Source organism: Actinocorallia sp. A-T 12471 (genome assembly GCF_033875155.1).
Classification (GTDB): domain Bacteria; phylum Actinomycetota; class Actinomycetes; order Streptosporangiales; family Streptosporangiaceae; genus Actinocorallia.
The window spans coordinates 38596-56889 of sequence record NZ_JAWZTE010000018.1 but is presented as its reverse complement, the minus strand read 5'-3'; the positions used below and the strand labels follow the sequence as shown (position 1 = coordinate 56889).

Genomic DNA, 18294 nt, shown 5'->3' with positions numbered 1-18294 from the left:
TGGCGCGATGCAGGGCTTGCAGTAGTCGTGTCCTTCGGTGAGTACCGAAGTAAGTGCCAACCGACTTGGACAACTTCCCACTCCTGTGGGCCCTCTCGCACCGTCAAGCGGGTGGGTCCCGACGCCGTGACGTGGTCAGGCGGCGGTGGTGTCCGTTCGAGTCCAATCGCGGGAGCCGGGCCACCTGGCCCTCCTTGTTGTTCGGGTCCGCTTTCCTTTGGGAAGCGGACCTGAGCTGTTTTTGGGGGGTGGGGTTGGGGGTGTGGATAAGGCGGGGGTGGGGAGGTGGGGTGGGGTAAGTTGGGGGGATGGTGCGGCTGGAGCGGGTGGTGCGGGGGAAGCTCGGACTTGAGCGGGGGGAGCGGGTGCTCGCGGTCGCGGGTACGCGTGGGGGGTCTCGGGTGGTGGTGACGCGGTATGCGTTGTTCGTGCCTGATGGGGAGGGGGGGTTTCGGAGGGTTCCGTGGGAGAAGGTGCTGCGGGCGTCCTGGAATGGGGAGTGGCTGCATGTGTGGGGGGATGAGGGTGAGCATCATGTGCGGCTGACCGAGCCGGGGTCGGTGCCGGAGGTCGTGCAGGAGAGGGTTACTTCTACCGTGGTCGTTTCGCGGTACTTCGCGTTCGGGGATGACGGTGGGGTCCGGGTCGTGGGGAGGAAGGCGACGCATGGGAAGCCTTCGCCTGCGCCGGATGGGCTGCTTTGGTCGCTGGTCTACGACGACGGGCTCGACGCGTCCGATCCCGGCGTGAAGAACAAGGCGGAACAGCTTCTGCTCGCCGTGCGGCGCGAGATCGGGCTCTGACCGCCAGATGACCTCTCGCCGTGCGCCTGCGGTGGGGGTCAGAGGCGCCAGGGGCCGGTGGGGGGGATTGTGGTGGGGTCGAGGGTGCGGGACAGGAGCCAGGAGGTTATTTCGGCGCCGGCCCGGATGCCGGAGGAGCGGGTGACGGTGGAGCCGGTGTGGGCGGTCTCGTGGAGTTCACCGTGGGCGGGGCGGATCGCGGCGTCGGCCACGGCGAGGAGTTCAGCGTCCAGGAGGGAGTCTCCGGCGGCGAGGAGGGCTGTGGCGCCCGAGCGGGTGGCCACCTCGCGGGCGGCCGCGGACTTGGTGAGGGGGGCGGGGAGGAAGTAGACCTTGCGGCCCTGGAGGGAGACGGTCCAGGCGCGGGCGGCGCACCAGGCCGTCAGGTCCTCAAGCCAGCCGGACGGGAGGGCGGCCCGGTCCACGACCGTGTAGACGAACAGGTCGGCGGCTATCCGGACGCTTCGGGTGAAGTCGCCGCTGAGGGCGGTGACGCGGTCGAACACGTCGAGGACGGGGGCGCACTCGGCGACCCGTTTGCGCACTCCAGACGTCCAGGACGTGTCCTCCTCGCCGTCGACGAGGAGGCGGCCGCCGTTCGCGCAGATGGCGAAGCGCGGGGGCGGGCCGGGCAGGCTGATGCGGGCGTACTGCTCCTGCGTCCGGGTCGTGGTCGGGACGAAGACCGCGCGGCGCGTGAGGAGTTCGAGGTCGGCCGCGGCCTCCTCGGTGATGTAGGACAGCGGGCGCGCCTGATACAGCTCGACGCACAGCAGCCGGGAGGGCACGTCGGCCGGGTCGAGCGCCAGCGCGTTCGCCGAGTAGATGAGCGTGCGGTCGAGGTCCGCGCAGACGACGACGGTCACGGCCGCGCCTCCGCGCTCGCGTGACGCGCTGCGGCGGAAACCGCCACGGCGGCCTCAGGGCGACGCGCAAGCGCTGCGGTGTGGGCGAGGGTCACGGGGTCTCCCGGGGCTTGATGAGGCCGATACAGGCGTAGGGGAGGTCGGGGGAGGCTTCTTCGACGGGCACGCCGCGTTCGGCGGCGAGGACGCGGATGTGGGCGAGGTCGGCTTCGGAGCCGGGACGGACCAGGACTTTCCACGGCACCCGGCGCAAAAGGACACGGGTGGTCTCGCCCACGCCCGGTTTGACCAGGTTGATGGAGTTGATCCCGTGTTCGGCGCTGATCAGTTCGACCGCGGCCCAACCCGACCAGTCGGGGGCTTCGGGCGAAGGCGCCGCCGACGGGTCCACCGAAGGGAAGTGCCGACAGACGGTGTCAAGGAAGAGGTTGGACACGTCGGCGTGAGCGAGGTCCTTGTAGAACTTGGCTCCGTGGAAGTCACCTGGGCCGATGAGGTCACGGTTGAGGACCGTTCGGCTGACGAGCCCCGAGACCGTCGAGTTGAGGCACGCCGAAGGGATGAGGTAGTCCTCCCGCGTCCCGTACACCGACACACAGCGTCCGGGGTCGGCGAGCACCGCGAGCTCGGGAGAGAAGTCCGTGCCTTCGAGCGCTTCGGCGAGCTCCCGGGTGATGGCCCCCTTGCCCGTCCACCCGTCGACGAACATGACGGCACGCGGATCGTGGTGCGCGGCGAGGTACTCAAGGGCGACGGCGTCGATCCCGCGCCCCCGCACGATGCTGACGGCGTAGTGCGGAAGGTCGATCCCGTGCGCGTAAGCCGCCCACCTCTTGCACAGCACCCCCACGGGCGTCCCGGCCCGCGCGAGCGACACGAGAACCGCCTCCGGCCCACGCGCCGCGAGAATCCGCTCGGTGATCACCGCGACGGCCTGCGCCAGCCGCTCCGCCGACGCCTCCAGCGCCGCGTGGAACAGCCGCTGGTACTCCGGCGAAGGCTGGAACTCGATCGGCAGCGACTCGGCATAGTGCGCCGCCCCCGACTGGATCGCCTCCTCCCGCTCCTCGGTGGGCGCTTCGAGCTCGACGTCCGAAAGATCCGTCAGCAGCCAAGCGACGTCCTCGGCCCGATAGCTCCCGAACCCGGGCCCGTACAGCGGCACGGCGCTCATGACGGCACCACCGCGAGGACCACGCGCCCGGTGAGCCCGCCGAGTTCGGCGAGGAGCCCTTCGTGCAGCGCCGGGGTGTCCCCCGCCTCGTCAACGACCGCGACGACGGCGTCGAACCCCTGGTCGACGTTGTAGGCGTACCGCTCCCCCGGCCCGTCGGCTGGCGCGTCATGCGCGGGGAACGCTATCCGCCCCCGGATCGCATACCCCGGGTCGGCCACGGCCAGGACCGGCGACCGCGTGGTCGTCGAGTACCGGACGGCCACGCCGGGCAGCAGGTCCGCGAGGGCTTCGGCGAGCCGCAGCGGCGCGTACATCAGCTCCTCGAACCCGAGCACGAGCACCCGCGACGCCCCCGCCGGCAGCGCCTCCGCGACACGAACCGCCATCCCGGCGAGCGCCTTGTCCAGCGCCTCCCGATGCCGCACGGCGAACCCGTGCCTTCCCCCGCTGGGAACCCCCTCAGGCCACCCCAAAGCCACCCGCGCCGGATACGCGCCGAAACCGCCCCCGGGTTCAGAAGCGCTCCGGGCCACCCCGACCCCCGCCGCGACGGCCGGGTCGAGCGACGCCACGAGGCCCGCCCCCGCTTCCAGCACCCCGGGCGGCAGCAGCACAGCCCCCTCGGCCAACGCGACGACGTCGACCCGCGCCCCCAGCTCATCCGCGAGCGCCGAGGTCGCCGCCCTGTCCTCGGCGTCTCTGAGGTCGATCAAGGACGCCACGACATACCGGCTCCGTGGACGCACCGCGTGCAGCGCCCGCAGGGTGTTCCGCACGGTCCGCCCCGTAGACAACTCGTCGTCCACGAGGACAAGCGGCACGTCGGTATCGAGGAGCCCGGGCGGGTCGGGAAGAAGGAGATGGCTTGTGGCGTGGCTGTGCTCTTCCTCGAAGGCCCCGTAAGGCGTCACCCCGGCTACGGGACGCCGGGTGGAGTGCAGGTACGGCGCCTGTCCGAGCGCGTCCGCGACCCCGTGGCCGAGTGCCGTAGCCGTCTCCGCATACCCCAGGACGACGGCGTCGCGCCCAACGGCATGGGACACCAGAAGATCCCTCAACTCCCCCGCCGCGCCGGCACTCCCGGCGAGCCCTGAGCGCAGCAAAGCACCCGCCCGCAAGGCGACCTCATCCACCTCCCCCGAAGGCGAGAGCACATCGCCCACCAGCCTCCCGAGCAGCAGCGCCGCCCCGTACACGATCCGAGGATCGGTGGGCACATGCTTGCCGAGCACCGTCGAGACGAGCAGATGCGCCCGCCGAGGGTTCCGCCGCACCGCCAGCCCGACGAGTTCGCCGAGCCCGAGCCCCACCGGCGACGCGTGGTCCACGAGCCCAAGCCCGAGCCGCGCGCTGACCCACTCCCCCGACCACACCGGCCCGCTCACCGTCCCACCGCCGCCTCAAAAAGATCAACAAATCCGACATTCTCCGCAGCCACTCCGAAGACCTCCGCCCGCAACAGAGTCCGTTCCGCCCAAGCCCGATGGGGTTTGGCCTCGTTCATCTTGTTCGCATAACTCGACGCCATCGCGCCCCCCGCCGGGACGCCGAGGATGTCGGTGGCGTCGGCGAACTGCTCGTGGGAGACCACCGAGAGCGCGTGCACCGCCGCGACGTGGCTCGGGTGGATGACGGTCTTGCCGGTGAGGCCGTTGGCCTGGTCGAGGGTGACCTCGCGGATGAACCCGTCAAGGCTGTCGGTGATGAGCTGTTTGCGCAGCATCTCCGCGGAGTGCTCGACGAAGGGCGCCTCGCGCAGCTGCGGCTTGAACAGCCGCTCCCCCGCCGAGAAGTACTCCCAGACGGGCCCGGTGACGACGAAGCCCGTGCCGTCGGCCCTGCCGAAGACGTTGACGACGTCGGCTATGAGGCTCGCCACGAGGTGCAGGTCGTAGATCGTCAGCTCGCGCGGCCTGCGCAGCCCGTACGCGGCGCACAGGTCGGTCCCGCCGAGCCGGACCGCGAGCACCTGCTCGCGCCGCTCGTCGAGCAGCCGCGCGATGTCGGTGAGCACTGCGGTGCGGGTCTCGCGGTAGAGCGCGTCACGGGTCTCGATCACCGGCATCGCCAGCAGCCGCACCCCCGACGCCCCCGACGCCTCGCCCAGCGCGTCGAGGAAGGGCTTTCCGCCGACCGCCTCGAACTTCGGCAGCACGAATCCGCTCAGCAGCTCGGCCGAGCGCCCCAGCCTGCGGACGAGGTCGGGGATCTGCTCGGGCGTGCGCACCCGCACGAACAGCAGCGGCGCGGCGTCCGGATCGATCTCCGCGAGCTGCGCGACGAGGTTGTCCTCGGCGGCCGGGACGTCGCGGTCGGAGATCGAGTCCTCGAGGCAGACGACCATGCTCCGCACGCCGAGCGCGGCGCGTTTGGCGATGTCGGCGGCGAGCCGCGGCCGGGTGGCCGGGCTGTAGAGCGTCGCGCCCAGCGCCACGGCGAGCAGCCCTGGATCGGAGTCTCGACCGAAGTCCCGTGGCTGCCGATGGAACAGTTCCGCGCGGCGCCCGGCGTCGATCTGGTGGAAATGACGCACGCTCAGCTACCTTCCCTCACTCGAAGTCCAACGAGGGAACCATCTCCGGAGGTTCCGCCCCATACCGCCGAGGCGGTGCAACCTTGGTCACAGGGACGGGTGCGCCACAAGGGCCGGCCCGATGAACAGAGCCCGACGAACCAGCGCCCGGCGAAACGCCGGAGCCCCGGCCGTCAGGGACGACCGGGGCTCCGCGCGGCACATCAGACGTGGCTTGACTCCAGCTCCACGGCCGGCTTGTCGGTGCCCTCCCGCTTGCGCAGGATGATCGAGCTGATCAGGGCCAGGATGATCAGGCCCGCGCCGATCCCGCCGGTGATCCACTCCGACAGGTGGTGGCCGATGCTGATCATCATGCAGACCGCGAGCGCGCCGATCGCCCAGTGGGCCCCGTGCTCCAGGAACTTGAACTCGCTCAGCGTGCCCTGCCTGACCAGGAAGACGGTCATCGACCTGATGTACATGGCGCCGACGCCGAGGCCGATCGCGATGATGATCGGGTCGGTGCTGATCGCGAACGCGCCGATGACGCCGTCGAAGGAGAACGACGCGTCAAGGACCTCCAGGTACAGGAACAGGAAGAAGCCCGCCTTGCCGGTGGCCAGCACCAGGCCGTTGGGGCCCTTGGGGGCCTCGTCCTCGGTCAGCTCCGGGTTGCTGAACAGCTCGCCGAGCCCGTTGACCAGGATGTAGGTCACGATGCCGAGCAGACCCGCGATGAGCACGTTCGTGCGGTGCGCGTCGTCGGCGACCCAGGTGCCGACGCAGGCCAGCGTCGCGCCCGCGATGACCACCGGCAGCTGCTCGAGCTTGCCGATGCGCAGCAGCGGCTTCTCCAGCCAGGCGAGCCAGTGGATGTCGCGGTCCTCGAAGACCCAGTTCAGGAACAGCATCATGAGGAACATGCCGCCGAACGCGGCGATCATCGGGTACGCGAACTCCATCTCGGCGTGGTACCGGTCGGAGTCGTTGAGCGCCATGTCCAGCGCGCCCCACGGGCTCATCCCCGACGTGACCGCGACGACCACGATGGGGAAGACCAGCCGCATGCCGAACACCGCGATCGCGATGCCGATCGTGAGGAAGATCTTCTGCCAGAACGCGCTCATCCGCTGGAGCACCTTGGCGTTGACCACCGCGTTGTCGAAGGAGAGCGAGATCTCCAGGACCGCGAGGATCGCCACGATGGCCAGCGCCGAGGCACCGCCGTACCAGAAGCCCGCGATCAGGCCGAGGGCGGTGACCGCGAACGACCACCCGAACGTGCGAAAAATCATGATGTGCTTGTCCTTGGCCCGGTTGCGAGCCCGTTGAGCGGCGTCACGGCGGTCCTAGCCGACGTTGACGCCGAAGTCCTGTGCGATCCCGTGGAGGCCAGAGGCATAACCCTGGCCGATGGCCCGGAACTTCCACTCCGAGTTGTAGCGGTACAGCTCACCGAAGACCATCGCGGTCTCGGTAGAGGCGTCCTCGCTGAGGTCGTAGCGGGCGATCTCCACCCCGTCGGCCCGGTTCACCACGCGGATGAACGCGTTGCGCACCTGGCCGAAGGTCTGGCCCCGCTGGTGCGCCTCGTGGATGGAGACCGGGAAGACGATCCGCTCGACCCTCGGGTCGATCGAGGCGAGGTTCACGTTGACCGACTCGTCGTCTCCGTCGCCCTCGCCGGTCAGGTTGTCGCCGGTGTGCTCGACTGTCCCGTCCGGGCTTGTGAGGTTGTTGTAGAAGACGAAGTGCTGGTCGGACAGTACCTTGCCGTCGGAGCCGACCAGCAACGCCGAGGCGTCGAGGTCGAAGTCCGCGCCGGTGGTGGCCCGTACGTCCCAGCCCAGGCCCACCGTCACCTCCCGCAGATCGGGAGCTGCCTTGCTGAGGGAGACGTTGCCGCCTTTGGCGAGGCTGACGCCCATCGTGAAAGCTCCTTGGCCTTTTCCGGGGGCGGGGTCAGACGTTGACGCCGAAGTCCTGGGCGATGCCCTGCAGGCCCGAGGCGTAGCCCTGGCCGACCGCGCGGAACTTCCACTCCGCGCCGTTGCGGTACAGCTCGCCGAAGATCATCGCGGTCTCGGTGGACGCGTCCTCCGACAGGTCGTACCGGGCGATCTCGGTGCCGCCTGCGGCGTTGACCACGCGGATGAAGGCGTTGCGCACCTGGCCGAAGTTCTGGCCGCGGTTGGCGCCGTCGTAGATCGAGACGGGGAACACGATGCGCTCGGCGTTCGGGGGGAGGCCGCCCAGGTTGACCTTGACCTGCTCGTCGTCGCCCTCGCCCTCGCCGGTCAGGTTGTCGCCGGTGTGCTCCACCGAACCGTCGGGGGTCTTGAGGTTGTTGAAGAAGATGAAGTGGCCGTCGGACAGCACCTTGCCTCCGGCGTCCACGACGATCGCCGAGGCGTCGAGGTCGAAGTCGGTGCCCGTGGTGGTGCGGACGTCCCAGCCCAGGCCCACGATGACCGCGGAGAGGCCAGGGGCCTCCTTGCTCAGCGAAACGTTGCCGCCCTTGCTCAGGCTGACCGGCATCTTTGCCTCCAGGTTGGGGTTGATTTCACGACGATCTTGCGTGAAGTACGAGATGTACGAACTGGTTCCACCTGACAGACGTCTAAGTGACTCTATCGGTTCCCTCCCTCACCCGCCCTCATCCTTAGTTTGCGTCCGGATGCGGAAATGGTTGTCTAGGTGCTAGGACAATCTGTCGGGGAGGCGCCTTGAGGAGCTGTCGTGGCACGTGATCAGCGCCGCAGGGGACGTCGTGATCCCCGGGCCGTCCGGGCGCGCGAGGCCGCCCTCACCGCGCGGCAGGACGCCGCCCAGTCCTTCTTCGACATGGACTCCGCGCAGAAGTTCGTCGGCGCCCGCCTCGCGGCGCTGAGCGGGCTCGACGCGGCCGCCGCCGATCCGCTCAGGCGAAGGTTCGCCGCCGCCCACGCCGCCGCCGACGAGGCCGCCGGGCAGTACATCGCCGTCGTGGACGCGCACGACCTCGACGACGAGGACCGCTCGATGATCGAGTACGAGGACGCCGGACGGGCCATGCACGGCGTCGTCCCCGTCCTCGCGCGGGCCACCGAGACCCTCAACCGCCTCGCCGCCGACCTCGCGCCCCTGCTGGCGCGCGCCGAGGCCGCCCTTGACGACCTCGCGCCGCTCCTGCGCACCGCGCGGGAGGCACTCCAGGAGGCCAGGGAGGCCGTGGACGCGGCGGCGGCCGCCGGGATGGACACCGCCGAGGTCGAGGCCGAGTTCGAGCTGGCGCGCGGCGGTCTCGCCGAGCTGACCACCGAGGGGCTCGGCGGGCTCGGCCTGCGCGGCGCGATGCTGCGGGCGGGCGAGGTCGCCGAGAGCGCGGGACGGATCGCCGAGGACGCCCGCGAGCTCGCCGAGGCCGTCGCGCGCACCCGCAACGGCCTGGCCAGCGTGCGGACCAGGGTGCAGATGACCGAGGGCCGCAGGGCGCGGGTCGAGGACGCGATGAGCGAGCTGCGCCGTGAGTACGCGCTGGCCTGCTGGCAGGATCTGCGCGGCGCTCCCGAGGCGATGGGCCAGGCGCTGGAGCGGGCCGGGGAGCGGATCGCCGAGACCGAGCGGGCGGCTTCGGCGGGCGACTGGCGGACGGCCCCGCGCGCGCTTGCGGCCGCCCGTGCGGAGCTGAAGGACGCCGAGCGCAGGGCCGCCCGGGTGGACGACAGGGTGCGCGACCTGCGCGAGGTCAAGGCCGACCCCTCAGGGCCGCTGGAGCGGGCGCGCTTCACCGTCCGCGACGCCCAGCGGCTCGCGGTGTCCGCGCCGGGCGGGCCGGCCCCCGCCCACGCGAGGGTGCTCGACGGGCTCGTCGCGCGGCTTGAGCGCGCGCCGGGCCTGCTCCAGGGCGCGCATCCGGACTACTGGGCGTATCTGAGCGAGCTGCGCGCGATCGAGGAGCGGGCGCGTGACGTCGTCGAGGTGATCCGCCAGGAACTGGCCGGCTAGCACAGAACTGGCGGGGTAGATCAGAGCTGGCGGGGTAGCTCAGATCCGGCCGGGGACCTGGACGGTGAGGTTGCGGCCGACCATCGGCATGCCGCCCGACGGCACCGGCGGCGGCACGACCGCCCTGTCCTGGGTGGGGGTCTCGTTCTTGATCTGCTCCACCAGCACCGCCGTGCCGTAGGCGTACACCTCGAAGGACCCGTCTCCGAGCGGGCAGTTGGCGAAGCGCATCCCGACGACGGCGTTGCAGCCGTACCGTTCGGTGTCGGTCTTCAGCCGGTCGATCGCCTCGCGGCGGGCCTGTGACAGGCCGCCGTGCGCGACGCCCGCGCCGCTCACCGCGCCCCGGACGTAGCGGATCTCGTACCCGGGGACGGTGTCGGTCGTCACGATCAGCATGCGCCCACCGTAGACGACGAAACCCCGGCACGGGATGCCGTACCGGGGATTTCGCCTGACATGTCACCGTCTGGGCTATTCGAGGTACTCCCTGAGCACCTGCGCCCTTGAGGGGTGCCTCAGCTTGGCGAGGGTCTTGGACTCGATCTGCCTGATCCGCTCACGCGTCACCCCGAATTCCCGGCCGACCTCCTCAAGCGTCCGGGGGTGTCCGTCCGCGAGCCCGAAGCGCAGCTGGATGATGCGCTGCTCGCGGTCGTTCAGGGTGGCGAGGATGTCCTCCAGCTGGTCCTGGAGCAGGATGAACGCGGCGGCCTCGATCGGGACCACGGCGTCGGCGTCCTCGATGAAGTCGCCGAGGTCGGAGTCCTCCTCACCGATCGGGGACTGCAGCGAGACCGGCTCCTGGGCGATCCGCTGGATCTCGATCACCCGCTCCGGCGCCATTCCCATCTCCGCGCCGATCTCCTCGGGCAGCGGCTCGCGCCCGAGGTCCTGGTGCAGCTGGCGCTGGACGCGGATCAGCTTGTTGATCGTCTCGACCATGTGCACGGGAATCCGGATCGTCCGCGCCTGGTCGGCGATGGCGCGGGTGATCGCCTGACGGATCCACCATGTGGCGTACGTGGAGAACTTGTACCCCTTCGTGTAGTCGAACTTCTCGACCGCACGGATAAGCCCAAGGTTCCCTTCCTGGATCAGATCGAGGAACAGCATCCCTCGGCCGACGTAGCGTTTGGCGATGGACACCACAAGACGCAGGTTGGCCTCGATGAGACGCTGTTTGGCCCGCACTCCGTCGCGTGCGAGCGTTTCCAGATCGAGCCTTTCCTGAAGGAGCAGGATGGCCGCTCTGGCCGCCTTCTCCTCCGCGAACAGGCCCGCCTCGATGGATTTGGCGAGTTCTACTTCCTCTTCTGCCGTTAGCAGCGGGACGCGGCCGATCTCGCGCAGATAGATCCGTACCAGGTCGCTCGTAGGCGCCCTTCTGCTGAGGTCTCCCTCTTCCGCTCGCGTGAGCTCCTTGGAATCCTCCTCGGACTCCAGGACCTCTACCCCCTGCTCTGCGAGCATACGGACGACGCCTTCCATGGCGTCGGCCGGCAGTTCGGAGCGATCGAGTGCGGCGGCGACGTCGTCGACGGTGACGCCTCCACGCTCTCTGCCACGTGCGACGAGGTCGGCGACCTGCTCGGCCGACGGCGCCTCGCTGGGCAATGTCAAAGGGCCCACGGCTCCAGTGTGCGCCAGAACACACCGAAAACGCAGGCCCCAATTTCCCGACGCGAGGTCACGGTCCGATCACGGCGGTCTAGCGCATGCCGCGTCGCCGCTGCTCAAGCGCCACGAGGTCACCGAAGAGCCGGTTGTACTCTTCCGCCTCGGAGACCGGATTCAGCCTCCCCAGTTTGGATTTGAGGCTCGCGATCTCACGGGTGAGCTGGAGTTCCATGAATCGGGCCAGGAGCGCCCGGGAATAGGTGTCGTCCGAAACTGCGTCGAGCTTCGGATCCGTTTTGGGCGGGTCGACGCTCAACTGCGTGATGAGCGTGCGGACCTCGTCGCCGGGCGCGAGGTCGCGCAGCCGCGCGGACCATTCCATGAGCTGACCTGCGGAGGCGACCCCTCCGGCGGTCCTCACCGTCTCGTGGACGGTCCGGTGCTCGGGCACCGTGAACGCGTCGGAGGGCAGGGTGTCGTAGGCGGGGCCGAGGGTGGCGGGGCGTTGCAGCGCCATCTTCAGCAGTTCGCGTTCCAGCTCGACCGTCGGGTCGTTCGGGTCGGCCTTGGGGCGTTCGCGCGGTTTGGGCGCGGTGCCCTTGAGGTGGTCGGCGATCCTGGTCAGCACGAGGCGCTCGTCCATCAGGCCGATCCACAGGTCGACCCGGGCGGCCCACGCCTTGCGCCGTCCGGCGTCACGGATTCCGGCGACGATCGGGGCGACGGCGTCGAGCGCCTTCATCTGGCCCTCGGGGTTGTCCAGGTCGTAGGAGGCGATGCGGCTGCGGATGGCGAACTCGTACAGCGGGACGCGGGCGGCGACGAGGTCGCGCACCGCCGCGTCGCCCTCCTTGACGCGCAGGTCGCACGGGTCGAGGCCGTCGGCCTGGACGGCGACGAAGGTCTGCGCGGCGAACTTGTCGTCGTTCTCGAACGCGCGCAGGGCCGCGCGCTGGCCCGCGGAGTCGCCGTCGAAGGTGAAGATCACCTCGCCGCGCCCCTCGGCCCGGTCGACGAGCATGCCGCGCAGCACCTTGATGTGCGCCTCGCCGAAGGCGGTGCCGCAGGTGGCGATCGCGGTGGTCTCGCCCGCGAGGTGGCAGGCCATGACGTCGGTGTAGCCCTCGACCACGACCGCCTTCTTGGCCTTGGCGATCGAGGATTTGGCCAGGTCGAGCCCGTAAAGGACGGAACTCTTGTGGTAGATCGGGGTCTCTGGGGTGTTGAGGTACTTCGGTCCGTCGTCGCTGTCCAGCAGTTTCCGTGCGCCGAAGCCGATAATGTCGCCCGAAACATCCCGAATCGGCCAGATGAGGCGTCCCCGGAACCTGTCGCGGGGGCCGCGCCGACCCTGGACGGCGAGACCGCCGTCGATCATCTCCTTGTCGGTGAAGCCCTGCGCGCGCAGGTGCCTGACGAGGGCCTCCCACTCGTTCGGCGCGTAGCCGACGCCGAAGTGCGCGGCGTCGGCGGCCTGGAATCCCCGGTCCATCAGGAAGCGGCGGCCCACACCCGCCTCGGGCGAGGTCAGCTGACGCTGGTAGTACTCGGCGGCCTCCTTGTGCGCGGCCAGCAGCCGCGCCCTCTGGCCGGAGTCCTTGCGCTGGACGTAGCCGCCCTCTTCGTACCGGAGCTGGACCCCCGCCTTGCCCGCCAACCTCTCGACGGCCTCAGCGAAGCTCAGGTGGTCGATCTCCTGGACGAACTTGATGACGTCGCCCCCGACGCCGCACCCGTGGCAGAAGTACAGGCCGCGTGACGGCGTCACGTTGAACGAGGGGGTCTTCTCGTCGTGGAAGGGGCACAGGCCCTTGAGGTTGCCGCCGCCCGCGCCGATCAGCTGGAGGTATTCGCCGATGACGCCGTCGATCGGGGAGCGTTCGCGGACGATCGCGATGTCCTCTTGTCGAATGCGGCCGGCCATGGCCCAGAGTCTAGGGCCGCGCCGGACCTAACGGGCGGAACCCTCGGCGATGTCCGGATCGTCCCCTCGGCCGGGGGTGTGCGGGCGTCAGCCGATCTCGGCGTCCGTCAGCTCCTCGCGGCGCAGCGCGTTGAGCAAGGGGACGAGCTGTTCCTCCTCGTAGGCGAAGTGCGCTTCCAGCGCGCTGGAGATCCGCGCACTCTCGGCGGCGATCTCCTCCCGCGACGCGCCACGCTCCGCGAGGGCACGCAGACCCTCATTCATCGCCGCGACCTCGGCATGCTCGCGCCGCAGCACGCCAACGACCTTGGACAACCCAGGAAAGATCGCCTCAAGACGCGGAAAAACCCCATCCTCAGCCGCATGATGCTCACCCAGCGCCCCACAGGCCGTCAAACAGTGAACATACAGGTCATAGGCATCCGAGCCGTCGGCGTCCGGGCGGGCGAGGTCCGCGAGGGTGGTGCGCAGGGTCTTGTGCACCTCGCGCAGGTGGTCGCCGACGGCGGCGGCGCGGTCGGCACGGTAGTCGGCGGGGTAGAGCGCGACGACGGGGATCACCCGGTCGGTGCCGCGCTGGTACTCGGCGTAGGCGGGCACGAGTTCGCCCTGACGGGCGTAGGCCGCGTCGCGTTCGGCCCCGTGCAGGGCGAGGGCCGTCGCGGGGTACTTCTCCTCCCCCACCTCGACGGTGACGCGCGGGTCGGCGCGCACGTTGCGGTACCAGACGGGGTCGGTCGGCCCGCCCGCGTTGGACGCGAACACCAGCAGCCGCCCGTCCTCGGCGAGGTAGCCCAGCGGGGTCGTGTGCGGCCGTCCCGTCTTGTGGCCGGACGAGGTGAGCAACAGCAGCGCCGCCCCCTCAAACATCCCTCCGACCACGCCCTTGTTCGCACGGAACTCCTCGATGATCTTGTCGTTCCAGCCGGCCATGCGGCGGCCTCCCTATTCTTAGACCTTGCCCAAGTAGCTTTGCTTTGCAAGCAAAGCTACTTTAACCACAAAGCTACTTTGGACGCAAAGCCATGTCTGACAAGACCCCTGCCGAAACCCCCGACACGCCCCCGAACAAGCCCCCCGCCGAGACCCCCGACACGCCCCCTGCCGAGCCCCCCGCCAAGACCCCCGCCCGGACCGCCCGGACCGCCGCCAGGCCCCCTGCCGGGACCGCCGCCGAGACCCCCGCCAGGCCCCCTGCCGGGACCGCTGCCACGACCGCTGCCGGGACCCCCGCCCGGACCACTGCCGAGACCCCCGCCCGGACCGCCCGGACCGCCCGGACCGCCCGGACCGCCCGGACCGCCGCCGAGACCCCTGCCGGGACCGCCGCCGAGACCCCCGCTGAGACCCCTGCCGGGACCGCCGCCGAGACCCCCGCTGAGACCCCCGCCGGGACTCCCGCCGGGACCGCTGCCGGGCCCCCTGCCGGGACCGCTGCTGAGACCCCCGCCGGGACCGCCGCCCGGACCGCTGCCACGGCCTCTGCCGGGGCCAGGGGGGCGGGGAGGGGGGCGGGTCGGGAGACGAGTCTTGAGGAGGGCGTTCGGGCGATGCTCAGGCTGATGCCGCGCATGGTCTCCACCGCCAAGCGGATCAAGATCCCCGCCGCGCTCGACGGGTTCGACCTCGCGCCCCGCCACCTGTCGCTGCTGTCGTACCTGCTGTTCGACGGGCCCACCGGCGTCAACGCGCTCGCCGAGCGGCTCGAGGTCGCCCCCGCTACGGTCAGCCTGATGGTCGGCGACCTGAGCCGGCAGGGCATCCTTGAGCGCGGCGAGGACCCGTCCGACCGGCGGCGCACGATCGTCAGCATCGCCGAGGCGCACCTTCCGGCGATCCGCGCGTGGCTCGCCGTCGGCGCGGAGGCGTGGCACCGCGCGCTTGAACCGCTGACCCCTCGGGAGCGGACCCTTGTCGTCGACGTCATGGCCGCCTACGAGCGCGAGGCGTCGGCGACGCGGCGCGGGTGAGCGGTTCGTCACCTTTCTCCCCGCGCTGACGCCGCCAGTTAATTCGTAGTTAAATCGGCAATATCGACGTTCACTCTGTGGAGCCTCGGCGCTGACCAGCGATAACGTCGTCGCGTGCTGATCTCTCCCCATGAGCAGGAACGGCTGCTCCTTCATGTGGCCGCGGGCGTGGCGCGCGAGCGCCAGGGGCGCGGACTGAAGCTCAACCACCCCGAGGCCACCGCGATCATCGCCGTCCACGTCCTGGAGGGCGCGCGCGACGGCAGGACCGTGGCGGAGCTGATGGAAAGCGGCCGCCAGGTGCTCACCCGTGAGGACGTCATGGACGGCATCCCCGAACTGCTCGACTCCGTCCAGATCGAGGCGACGTTCCCGGACGGGACCAAGCTCGTGACCGTGCACAGGCCGATCCCGTGAGCGGCGCGGAGCCGACCGGCGACTGGGCGCCGGGACAGGTGATCGTCGGGGACGAGCCGGTCGAGCTGAACCCGGGGCGGGAGCGGATCACCCTCACCGTCGCCAACACCGGCGACCGGCCCGTCCAGGTCGGGTCGCACTACCACTTCGCACAGGCGAACGCGGCGCTTGAGTTCGACCGGGAGGCCGCCTCGGGCCACCGGCTCGACGTGCCCGCCGGGACCGCCGTGCGCTTCGAGCCCGGCATCGTCCGGGACGTCGACCTCGTGCCGCTGGCCGGGCACCGGATCGTGCCGGGCCTCCGGCCTGAAGGGGGCCTGCATGGCTGAGATCTCACGGGCCCGTTACGCGGCCCTGTACGGGCCGACCGCCGGGGACAAGATCCGGCTCGCCGACACCGACCTGTTCATCGAGGTCACCGAGGACCTCGCGCGCGGCGCGGGGGCGGGCGACGAGGCGGTCTTCGGCGGCGGCAAGGTCATCCGCGAGTCGATGGGGCAGGCGCGGGCCACCCGGGCCGAGGGCGCGCCCGACCTGGTGATCACCGGCGTCGTCATCCTCGACCACTGGGGCATCGTCAAGGCCGACGTGGGCGTGCGCGACGGCAGGATCGTCGCGATCGGCAAAGCGGGCAACCCCGACATCATGGACGGGGTCCACCCTGACCTGGTGATCGGGCCGTCCACCGAGATCCTCGCCGGGAACGGCAAGATCCTCACCGCGGGCGCGGTGGACTCGCACGTCCACCTGATCTGCCCGCAGCTCATCGAGGAGGCGCTCGGCGCGGGCGTCACCACGCTCATCGGCGGCGGCACGGGCCCTGCCGAGGGGACCAAGGCCACGACCGTCACCGGGGCCTGGTACCTGCACCGGATGCTCGAGGCGCTCGACTCCTGGCCCGTCAACGTCTCGCTGCTCGGCAAGGGCAACACGGTGTCCGAGGCGGGCCTGTGGGAGCAGCTGAAGGCCGGCGCTTCGGGCTTCAAGCTGCACGAGGACTGGGGCACGACCCCGTCGGCGATCGACGCGTGCCTGCGGGTCTGCGACGCCTCCGGCGTCCAGGCGGCGCTGCACTCCGACACGCTGAACGAGGCCGGGTACGTCGAGTCGACGCTCGGCGCGATCGCGGGCCGCTCGATCCACGCCTACCACACCGAGGGCGCGGGCGGCGGGCACGCGCCCGACATCATCACCGTCGCCGCGCACCCGAACGTGCTGCCCTCCTCGACCAACCCGACCCGGCCGCACACGATCAACACGCTCGACGAGCACCTCGACATGCTCATGGTGTGCCACCACCTGTCGCCTTCGGTGCCCGAGGACCTGGCGTTCGCCGAGTCGCGGATCCGGCCGACGACCATGGCCGCCGAGGACGTCCTGCACGACATGGGCGCGATCTCGATCATCGGATCGGACTCGCAGGCGATGGGCAGGATCGGCGAGACGGTGCTGCGCACGTGGCAGACCGCGCACGTGATGAAGGGGCGGCGCGGGTCGCTCGGCGGGCCCGCCGACAACCTTCGCGCGCAGCGCTATGTCGCGAAATACACGATCAATCCGGCGATTGCGCACGGGCTCGACGGCGAGGTCGGGTCAGTCGAGGTGGGCAAGCTCGCCGACCTCGTGCTGTGGGACCCGCGGTTCTTCGGGGTGCGGCCGACGCTCGTCGTCAAGGGCGGGGTCATCGCCTGGGCGCAGATGGGCGACGCGAACGCGTCGATCCCGACGCCGCAGCCGGTGCTGCCGCGTCCGATGTTCGGGGCGTCGCCGACCGTCGCGGCCGCCACGTCGCTGCACTTCGTGTCGGAGGCGGCGATCGAGGACGACCTCGCCTCGAAGATCGACGTGCGGCGGCGGCTCGTCCCCGTGCGGAGCACCCGCGCGCTGGGCAAGGCAGACATGCCGCTCAACGACGCACTCCCCCGCATCGAGGTCGACCCCGACTCCTTCACCGTCCGGATCGACGGCGAGGTCATCGAACCCGCGCCCGCAGAGAAGCTCCCGATGGCCCAGCGGTACTTCCTGTTCTGATGCGCGCCCACCTGCTGATGCTCGCCGACTCCCGGCTCCCCGCCGGGGGCCACGCCCACTCGGGCGGCCTGGAACCCGCCGTCACCGCCGGAGCCGTCCGCACGGTCCCCGACCTTGCGGACTTCCTCCACGGCCGACTCTGGACCGCGGGCCTCGTCGTGGCCGCCCTCGCCGCGGCCGCCCGCACGTGCGCGGCGACGACGGAACACGCGGCGTCCTCGGGTGCCGGGCTCGGCCCGACGGGCTCCGAGCCCGCCGGGTTCGAGCAGGCCGGGGCCGAGCACGCCGGGTCGGAGCAGGCCAGGGCCGAGGCAGCCGGGCCAGCGTCGGCCGGGCCTGGGCGGGCCGGGGCCGAACGGGCCGGGGCCGAGCGGGCCGGGGCCGAACGGGCCGGGTCAGAGCGGGCCGGGTTCGCGCGGGCCGGGGCCGAGCGGGCCGGGGCCGAGCGGACCGAGGCCGAGTCGGCCGGGTTCGCGCGGGTCGGGGGTGGGCTTGCGGGGTGGGCCGAGCTTGATGCGGAGGCGGATGCGCGGACGCCGTCAAGGGCGCAGCGGGTCGCTTCGCGGGCGCAGGGCAAGTCGCTGCTTCGGGCGGCGCGGGCGACGTGGCCTTCGCCGGTCCTCGACGGGCTGCGCGTGCCCGTCGGGGAGGGGATGCCGCGGGCGGCGCATCATCCGATCGTGCTGGGCGCGGCCGCGCACGTCATCGGGTGCAGCGCGCTGGACGCCGCGTCCGTCGCCGCGTACGGCGCGGTGACGGGACCGGCGTCGGCGGCGGTGCGGCTGCTCGGACTCGATCCCCTCGCCGTCCAGCGCGCTTTGGCCGACCTCGCTTCCGAGGTCGATGAGGTGGCAGAAGAAGCCGCCGCGTACGCCGAGAAGGACTGGGCGGAACTGCCCGCCGTCTCGGCCCCCGCACTCGACCTGTGGGCCGAGGAGCACCTGCGAGCCGACCTGCGGCTCTTTGAGTCCTGAACCACCGAAG

General features: G+C 70.8%; 18 protein-coding genes. 7 read left to right on the top strand and 11 right to left on the bottom strand.

Translation table 11 applies throughout. The features are described from left to right. The first annotated feature begins 308 nt into the window (after positions 1-308). Positions 309-803, top strand: coding sequence for a hypothetical protein (locus tag R9X44_RS33315; RefSeq protein WP_319818353.1), 495 nt, complete (start codon positions 309-311; stop codon positions 801-803). A 38-nt stretch (positions 804-841) separates the two neighbouring features. On the opposite strand, the gene R9X44_RS33310 is transcribed toward R9X44_RS33315, so the two are convergent. The 7 genes from R9X44_RS33310 to R9X44_RS33280 all read right to left on the bottom strand — a co-directional run bounded on the left by R9X44_RS33310 (position 842) and on the right by R9X44_RS33280 (position 7899). Then, positions 842-1669 carry an HAD family hydrolase gene (locus R9X44_RS33310; RefSeq protein WP_319818352.1) on the bottom strand — a complete coding sequence of 276 codons (828 nt, stop codon included), beginning with the start codon at positions 1667-1669 and terminating at the stop codon, positions 842-844. A 91-nt stretch (positions 1670-1760) separates the two neighbouring features. Continuing rightward, a complete protein-coding gene (locus R9X44_RS33305; protein ID WP_319818351.1) occupies positions 1761-2843 on the bottom strand; it encodes a cysteine protease StiP family protein in 1083 nt (360 codons plus the stop codon). Further along, on the bottom strand, positions 2840-4231 hold the full coding sequence (locus tag R9X44_RS33300; protein ID WP_319818350.1) for a phosphoribosyltransferase family protein: 1392 nt from the start codon (positions 4229-4231) through the stop codon (positions 2840-2842). Before R9X44_RS33300 ends, R9X44_RS33305 begins: the two co-directional genes overlap by 4 nt. Continuing rightward, the gene (locus tag R9X44_RS33295) at positions 4228-5379 is read right to left on the bottom strand and encodes an HpcH/HpaI aldolase/citrate lyase family protein (RefSeq protein WP_319818349.1); all 1152 of its coding nucleotides are present in this window, start codon (positions 5377-5379) and stop codon (positions 4228-4230) included. The genes R9X44_RS33300 and R9X44_RS33295 overlap by 4 nt, the downstream gene beginning before the upstream one ends. Positions 5380-5582: 203 nt before the next feature. Then, the gene (locus R9X44_RS33290; protein WP_319818348.1) at positions 5583-6656 is read right to left on the bottom strand and encodes a DUF475 domain-containing protein; all 1074 of its coding nucleotides are present in this window, start codon (positions 6654-6656) and stop codon (positions 5583-5585) included. Positions 6657-6710: 54 nt separating this feature from the next. Continuing rightward, positions 6711-7289 carry a TerD family protein gene (locus tag R9X44_RS33285; RefSeq protein WP_319818347.1) on the bottom strand — a complete coding sequence of 193 codons (579 nt, stop codon included), beginning with the start codon at positions 7287-7289 and terminating at the stop codon, positions 6711-6713. Between the two features lie 34 nt (positions 7290-7323). Further along, the gene (locus tag R9X44_RS33280; protein WP_319818346.1) at positions 7324-7899 is read right to left on the bottom strand and encodes a TerD family protein; all 576 of its coding nucleotides are present in this window, start codon (positions 7897-7899) and stop codon (positions 7324-7326) included. Positions 7900-8100: 201 nt separating this feature from the next. Between R9X44_RS33280 and R9X44_RS33275 the strand changes: the two genes are divergently transcribed. Then, entirely contained in the window at positions 8101-9348 is a 1248-nt protein-coding gene (locus tag R9X44_RS33275; protein ID WP_319818345.1) for a molecular chaperone DnaJ, read from the top strand. 39 nt (positions 9349-9387) lie between these two features. Here R9X44_RS33275 and R9X44_RS33270 read toward each other — a convergent pair whose 3' ends face one another. The 4 genes from R9X44_RS33270 to R9X44_RS33255 form a co-directional block, all read right to left on the bottom strand. Then, on the bottom strand, positions 9388-9747 hold the full coding sequence (locus R9X44_RS33270) for a YbjQ family protein (RefSeq protein ID WP_319818344.1): 360 nt from the start codon (positions 9745-9747) through the stop codon (positions 9388-9390). A 75-nt stretch (positions 9748-9822) separates the two neighbouring features. Further along, positions 9823-10980, bottom strand: a complete 1158-nt coding sequence (rpoD, locus tag R9X44_RS33265; protein WP_319818343.1) for an RNA polymerase sigma factor RpoD — start codon at positions 10978-10980, stop codon at positions 9823-9825. Positions 10981-11059: 79 nt separating this feature from the next. Further along, on the bottom strand, positions 11060-12892 hold the full coding sequence (gene dnaG, locus R9X44_RS33260; protein WP_319818342.1) for a DNA primase: 1833 nt from the start codon (positions 12890-12892) through the stop codon (positions 11060-11062). A gap of 87 nt (positions 12893-12979) precedes the next feature. Next, complete coding sequence (locus R9X44_RS33255) at positions 12980-13825, bottom strand: nitroreductase/quinone reductase family protein (protein ID WP_319818341.1); 846 nt, start codon at positions 13823-13825, stop codon at positions 12980-12982. 617 nt (positions 13826-14442) lie between these two features. Here R9X44_RS33255 and R9X44_RS33250 point away from each other — a divergent pair. The 5 genes from R9X44_RS33250 (at position 14443) to R9X44_RS33230 (ending at position 18284) form a co-directional block, all read left to right on the top strand. After that, positions 14443-14862 carry a MarR family winged helix-turn-helix transcriptional regulator gene (locus R9X44_RS33250; protein ID WP_319818340.1) on the top strand — a complete coding sequence of 140 codons (420 nt, stop codon included), beginning with the start codon at positions 14443-14445 and terminating at the stop codon, positions 14860-14862. A gap of 114 nt (positions 14863-14976) precedes the next feature. Beyond that, positions 14977-15279: an urease subunit gamma gene (locus R9X44_RS33245; RefSeq protein WP_319818339.1), complete on the top strand. Its 303-nt coding sequence runs from the start codon at positions 14977-14979 to the stop codon at positions 15277-15279. Continuing rightward, positions 15276-15608: an urease subunit beta gene (locus tag R9X44_RS33240; RefSeq protein WP_319818338.1), complete on the top strand. Its 333-nt coding sequence runs from the start codon at positions 15276-15278 to the stop codon at positions 15606-15608. The genes R9X44_RS33245 and R9X44_RS33240 overlap by 4 nt, the downstream gene beginning before the upstream one ends. After that, entirely contained in the window at positions 15601-17310 is a 1710-nt protein-coding gene (locus R9X44_RS33235; protein ID WP_319818337.1) for an urease subunit alpha, read from the top strand. The genes R9X44_RS33240 and R9X44_RS33235 overlap by 8 nt, the downstream gene beginning before the upstream one ends. After that, complete coding sequence (locus tag R9X44_RS33230) at positions 17310-18284, top strand: urease accessory UreF family protein (protein WP_319818336.1); 975 nt, start codon at positions 17310-17312, stop codon at positions 18282-18284. The genes R9X44_RS33235 and R9X44_RS33230 overlap by 1 nt, the downstream gene beginning before the upstream one ends. Positions 18285-18294: the final 10 nt, after the last annotated feature.

Bases quoted from the DNA above. Each gene is read 5' to 3' on its own strand.
- R9X44_RS33315 (WP_319818353.1), top strand. From the start codon at position 309: ATGGTGCGGCTGGAGCGGGTGGTGCGGGGGAAGCTCGGACTTGAGCGG.
- R9X44_RS33305 (WP_319818351.1), bottom strand. From the start codon at position 2,843: ATGAGCGCCGTGCCGCTGTACGGGCCCGGGTTCGGGAGCTATCGGGCC.
- R9X44_RS33290 (WP_319818348.1), bottom strand. From the start codon at position 6,656: ATGATTTTTCGCACGTTCGGGTGGTCGTTCGCGGTCACCGCCCTCGGC.
- R9X44_RS33285 (WP_319818347.1), bottom strand. From the start codon at position 7,289: ATGGGCGTCAGCCTCGCCAAAGGCGGCAACGTCTCCCTCAGCAAGGCA.
- R9X44_RS33280 (WP_319818346.1), bottom strand. From the start codon at position 7,899: ATGCCGGTCAGCCTGAGCAAGGGCGGCAACGTTTCGCTGAGCAAGGAG.
- R9X44_RS33270 (WP_319818344.1), bottom strand. From the start codon at position 9,747: ATGCTGATCGTGACGACCGACACCGTCCCCGGGTACGAGATCCGCTAC.
- dnaG (WP_319818342.1), bottom strand. From the start codon at position 12,892: ATGGCCGGCCGCATTCGACAAGAGGACATCGCGATCGTCCGCGAACGC.
- R9X44_RS33255 (WP_319818341.1), bottom strand. From the start codon at position 13,825: ATGGCCGGCTGGAACGACAAGATCATCGAGGAGTTCCGTGCGAACAAG.
- R9X44_RS33250 (WP_319818340.1), top strand. From the start codon at position 14,443: ATGCTCAGGCTGATGCCGCGCATGGTCTCCACCGCCAAGCGGATCAAG.
- R9X44_RS33235 (WP_319818337.1), top strand. From the start codon at position 15,601: ATGGCTGAGATCTCACGGGCCCGTTACGCGGCCCTGTACGGGCCGACC.
- R9X44_RS33230 (WP_319818336.1), top strand. From the start codon at position 17,310: ATGCGCGCCCACCTGCTGATGCTCGCCGACTCCCGGCTCCCCGCCGGG.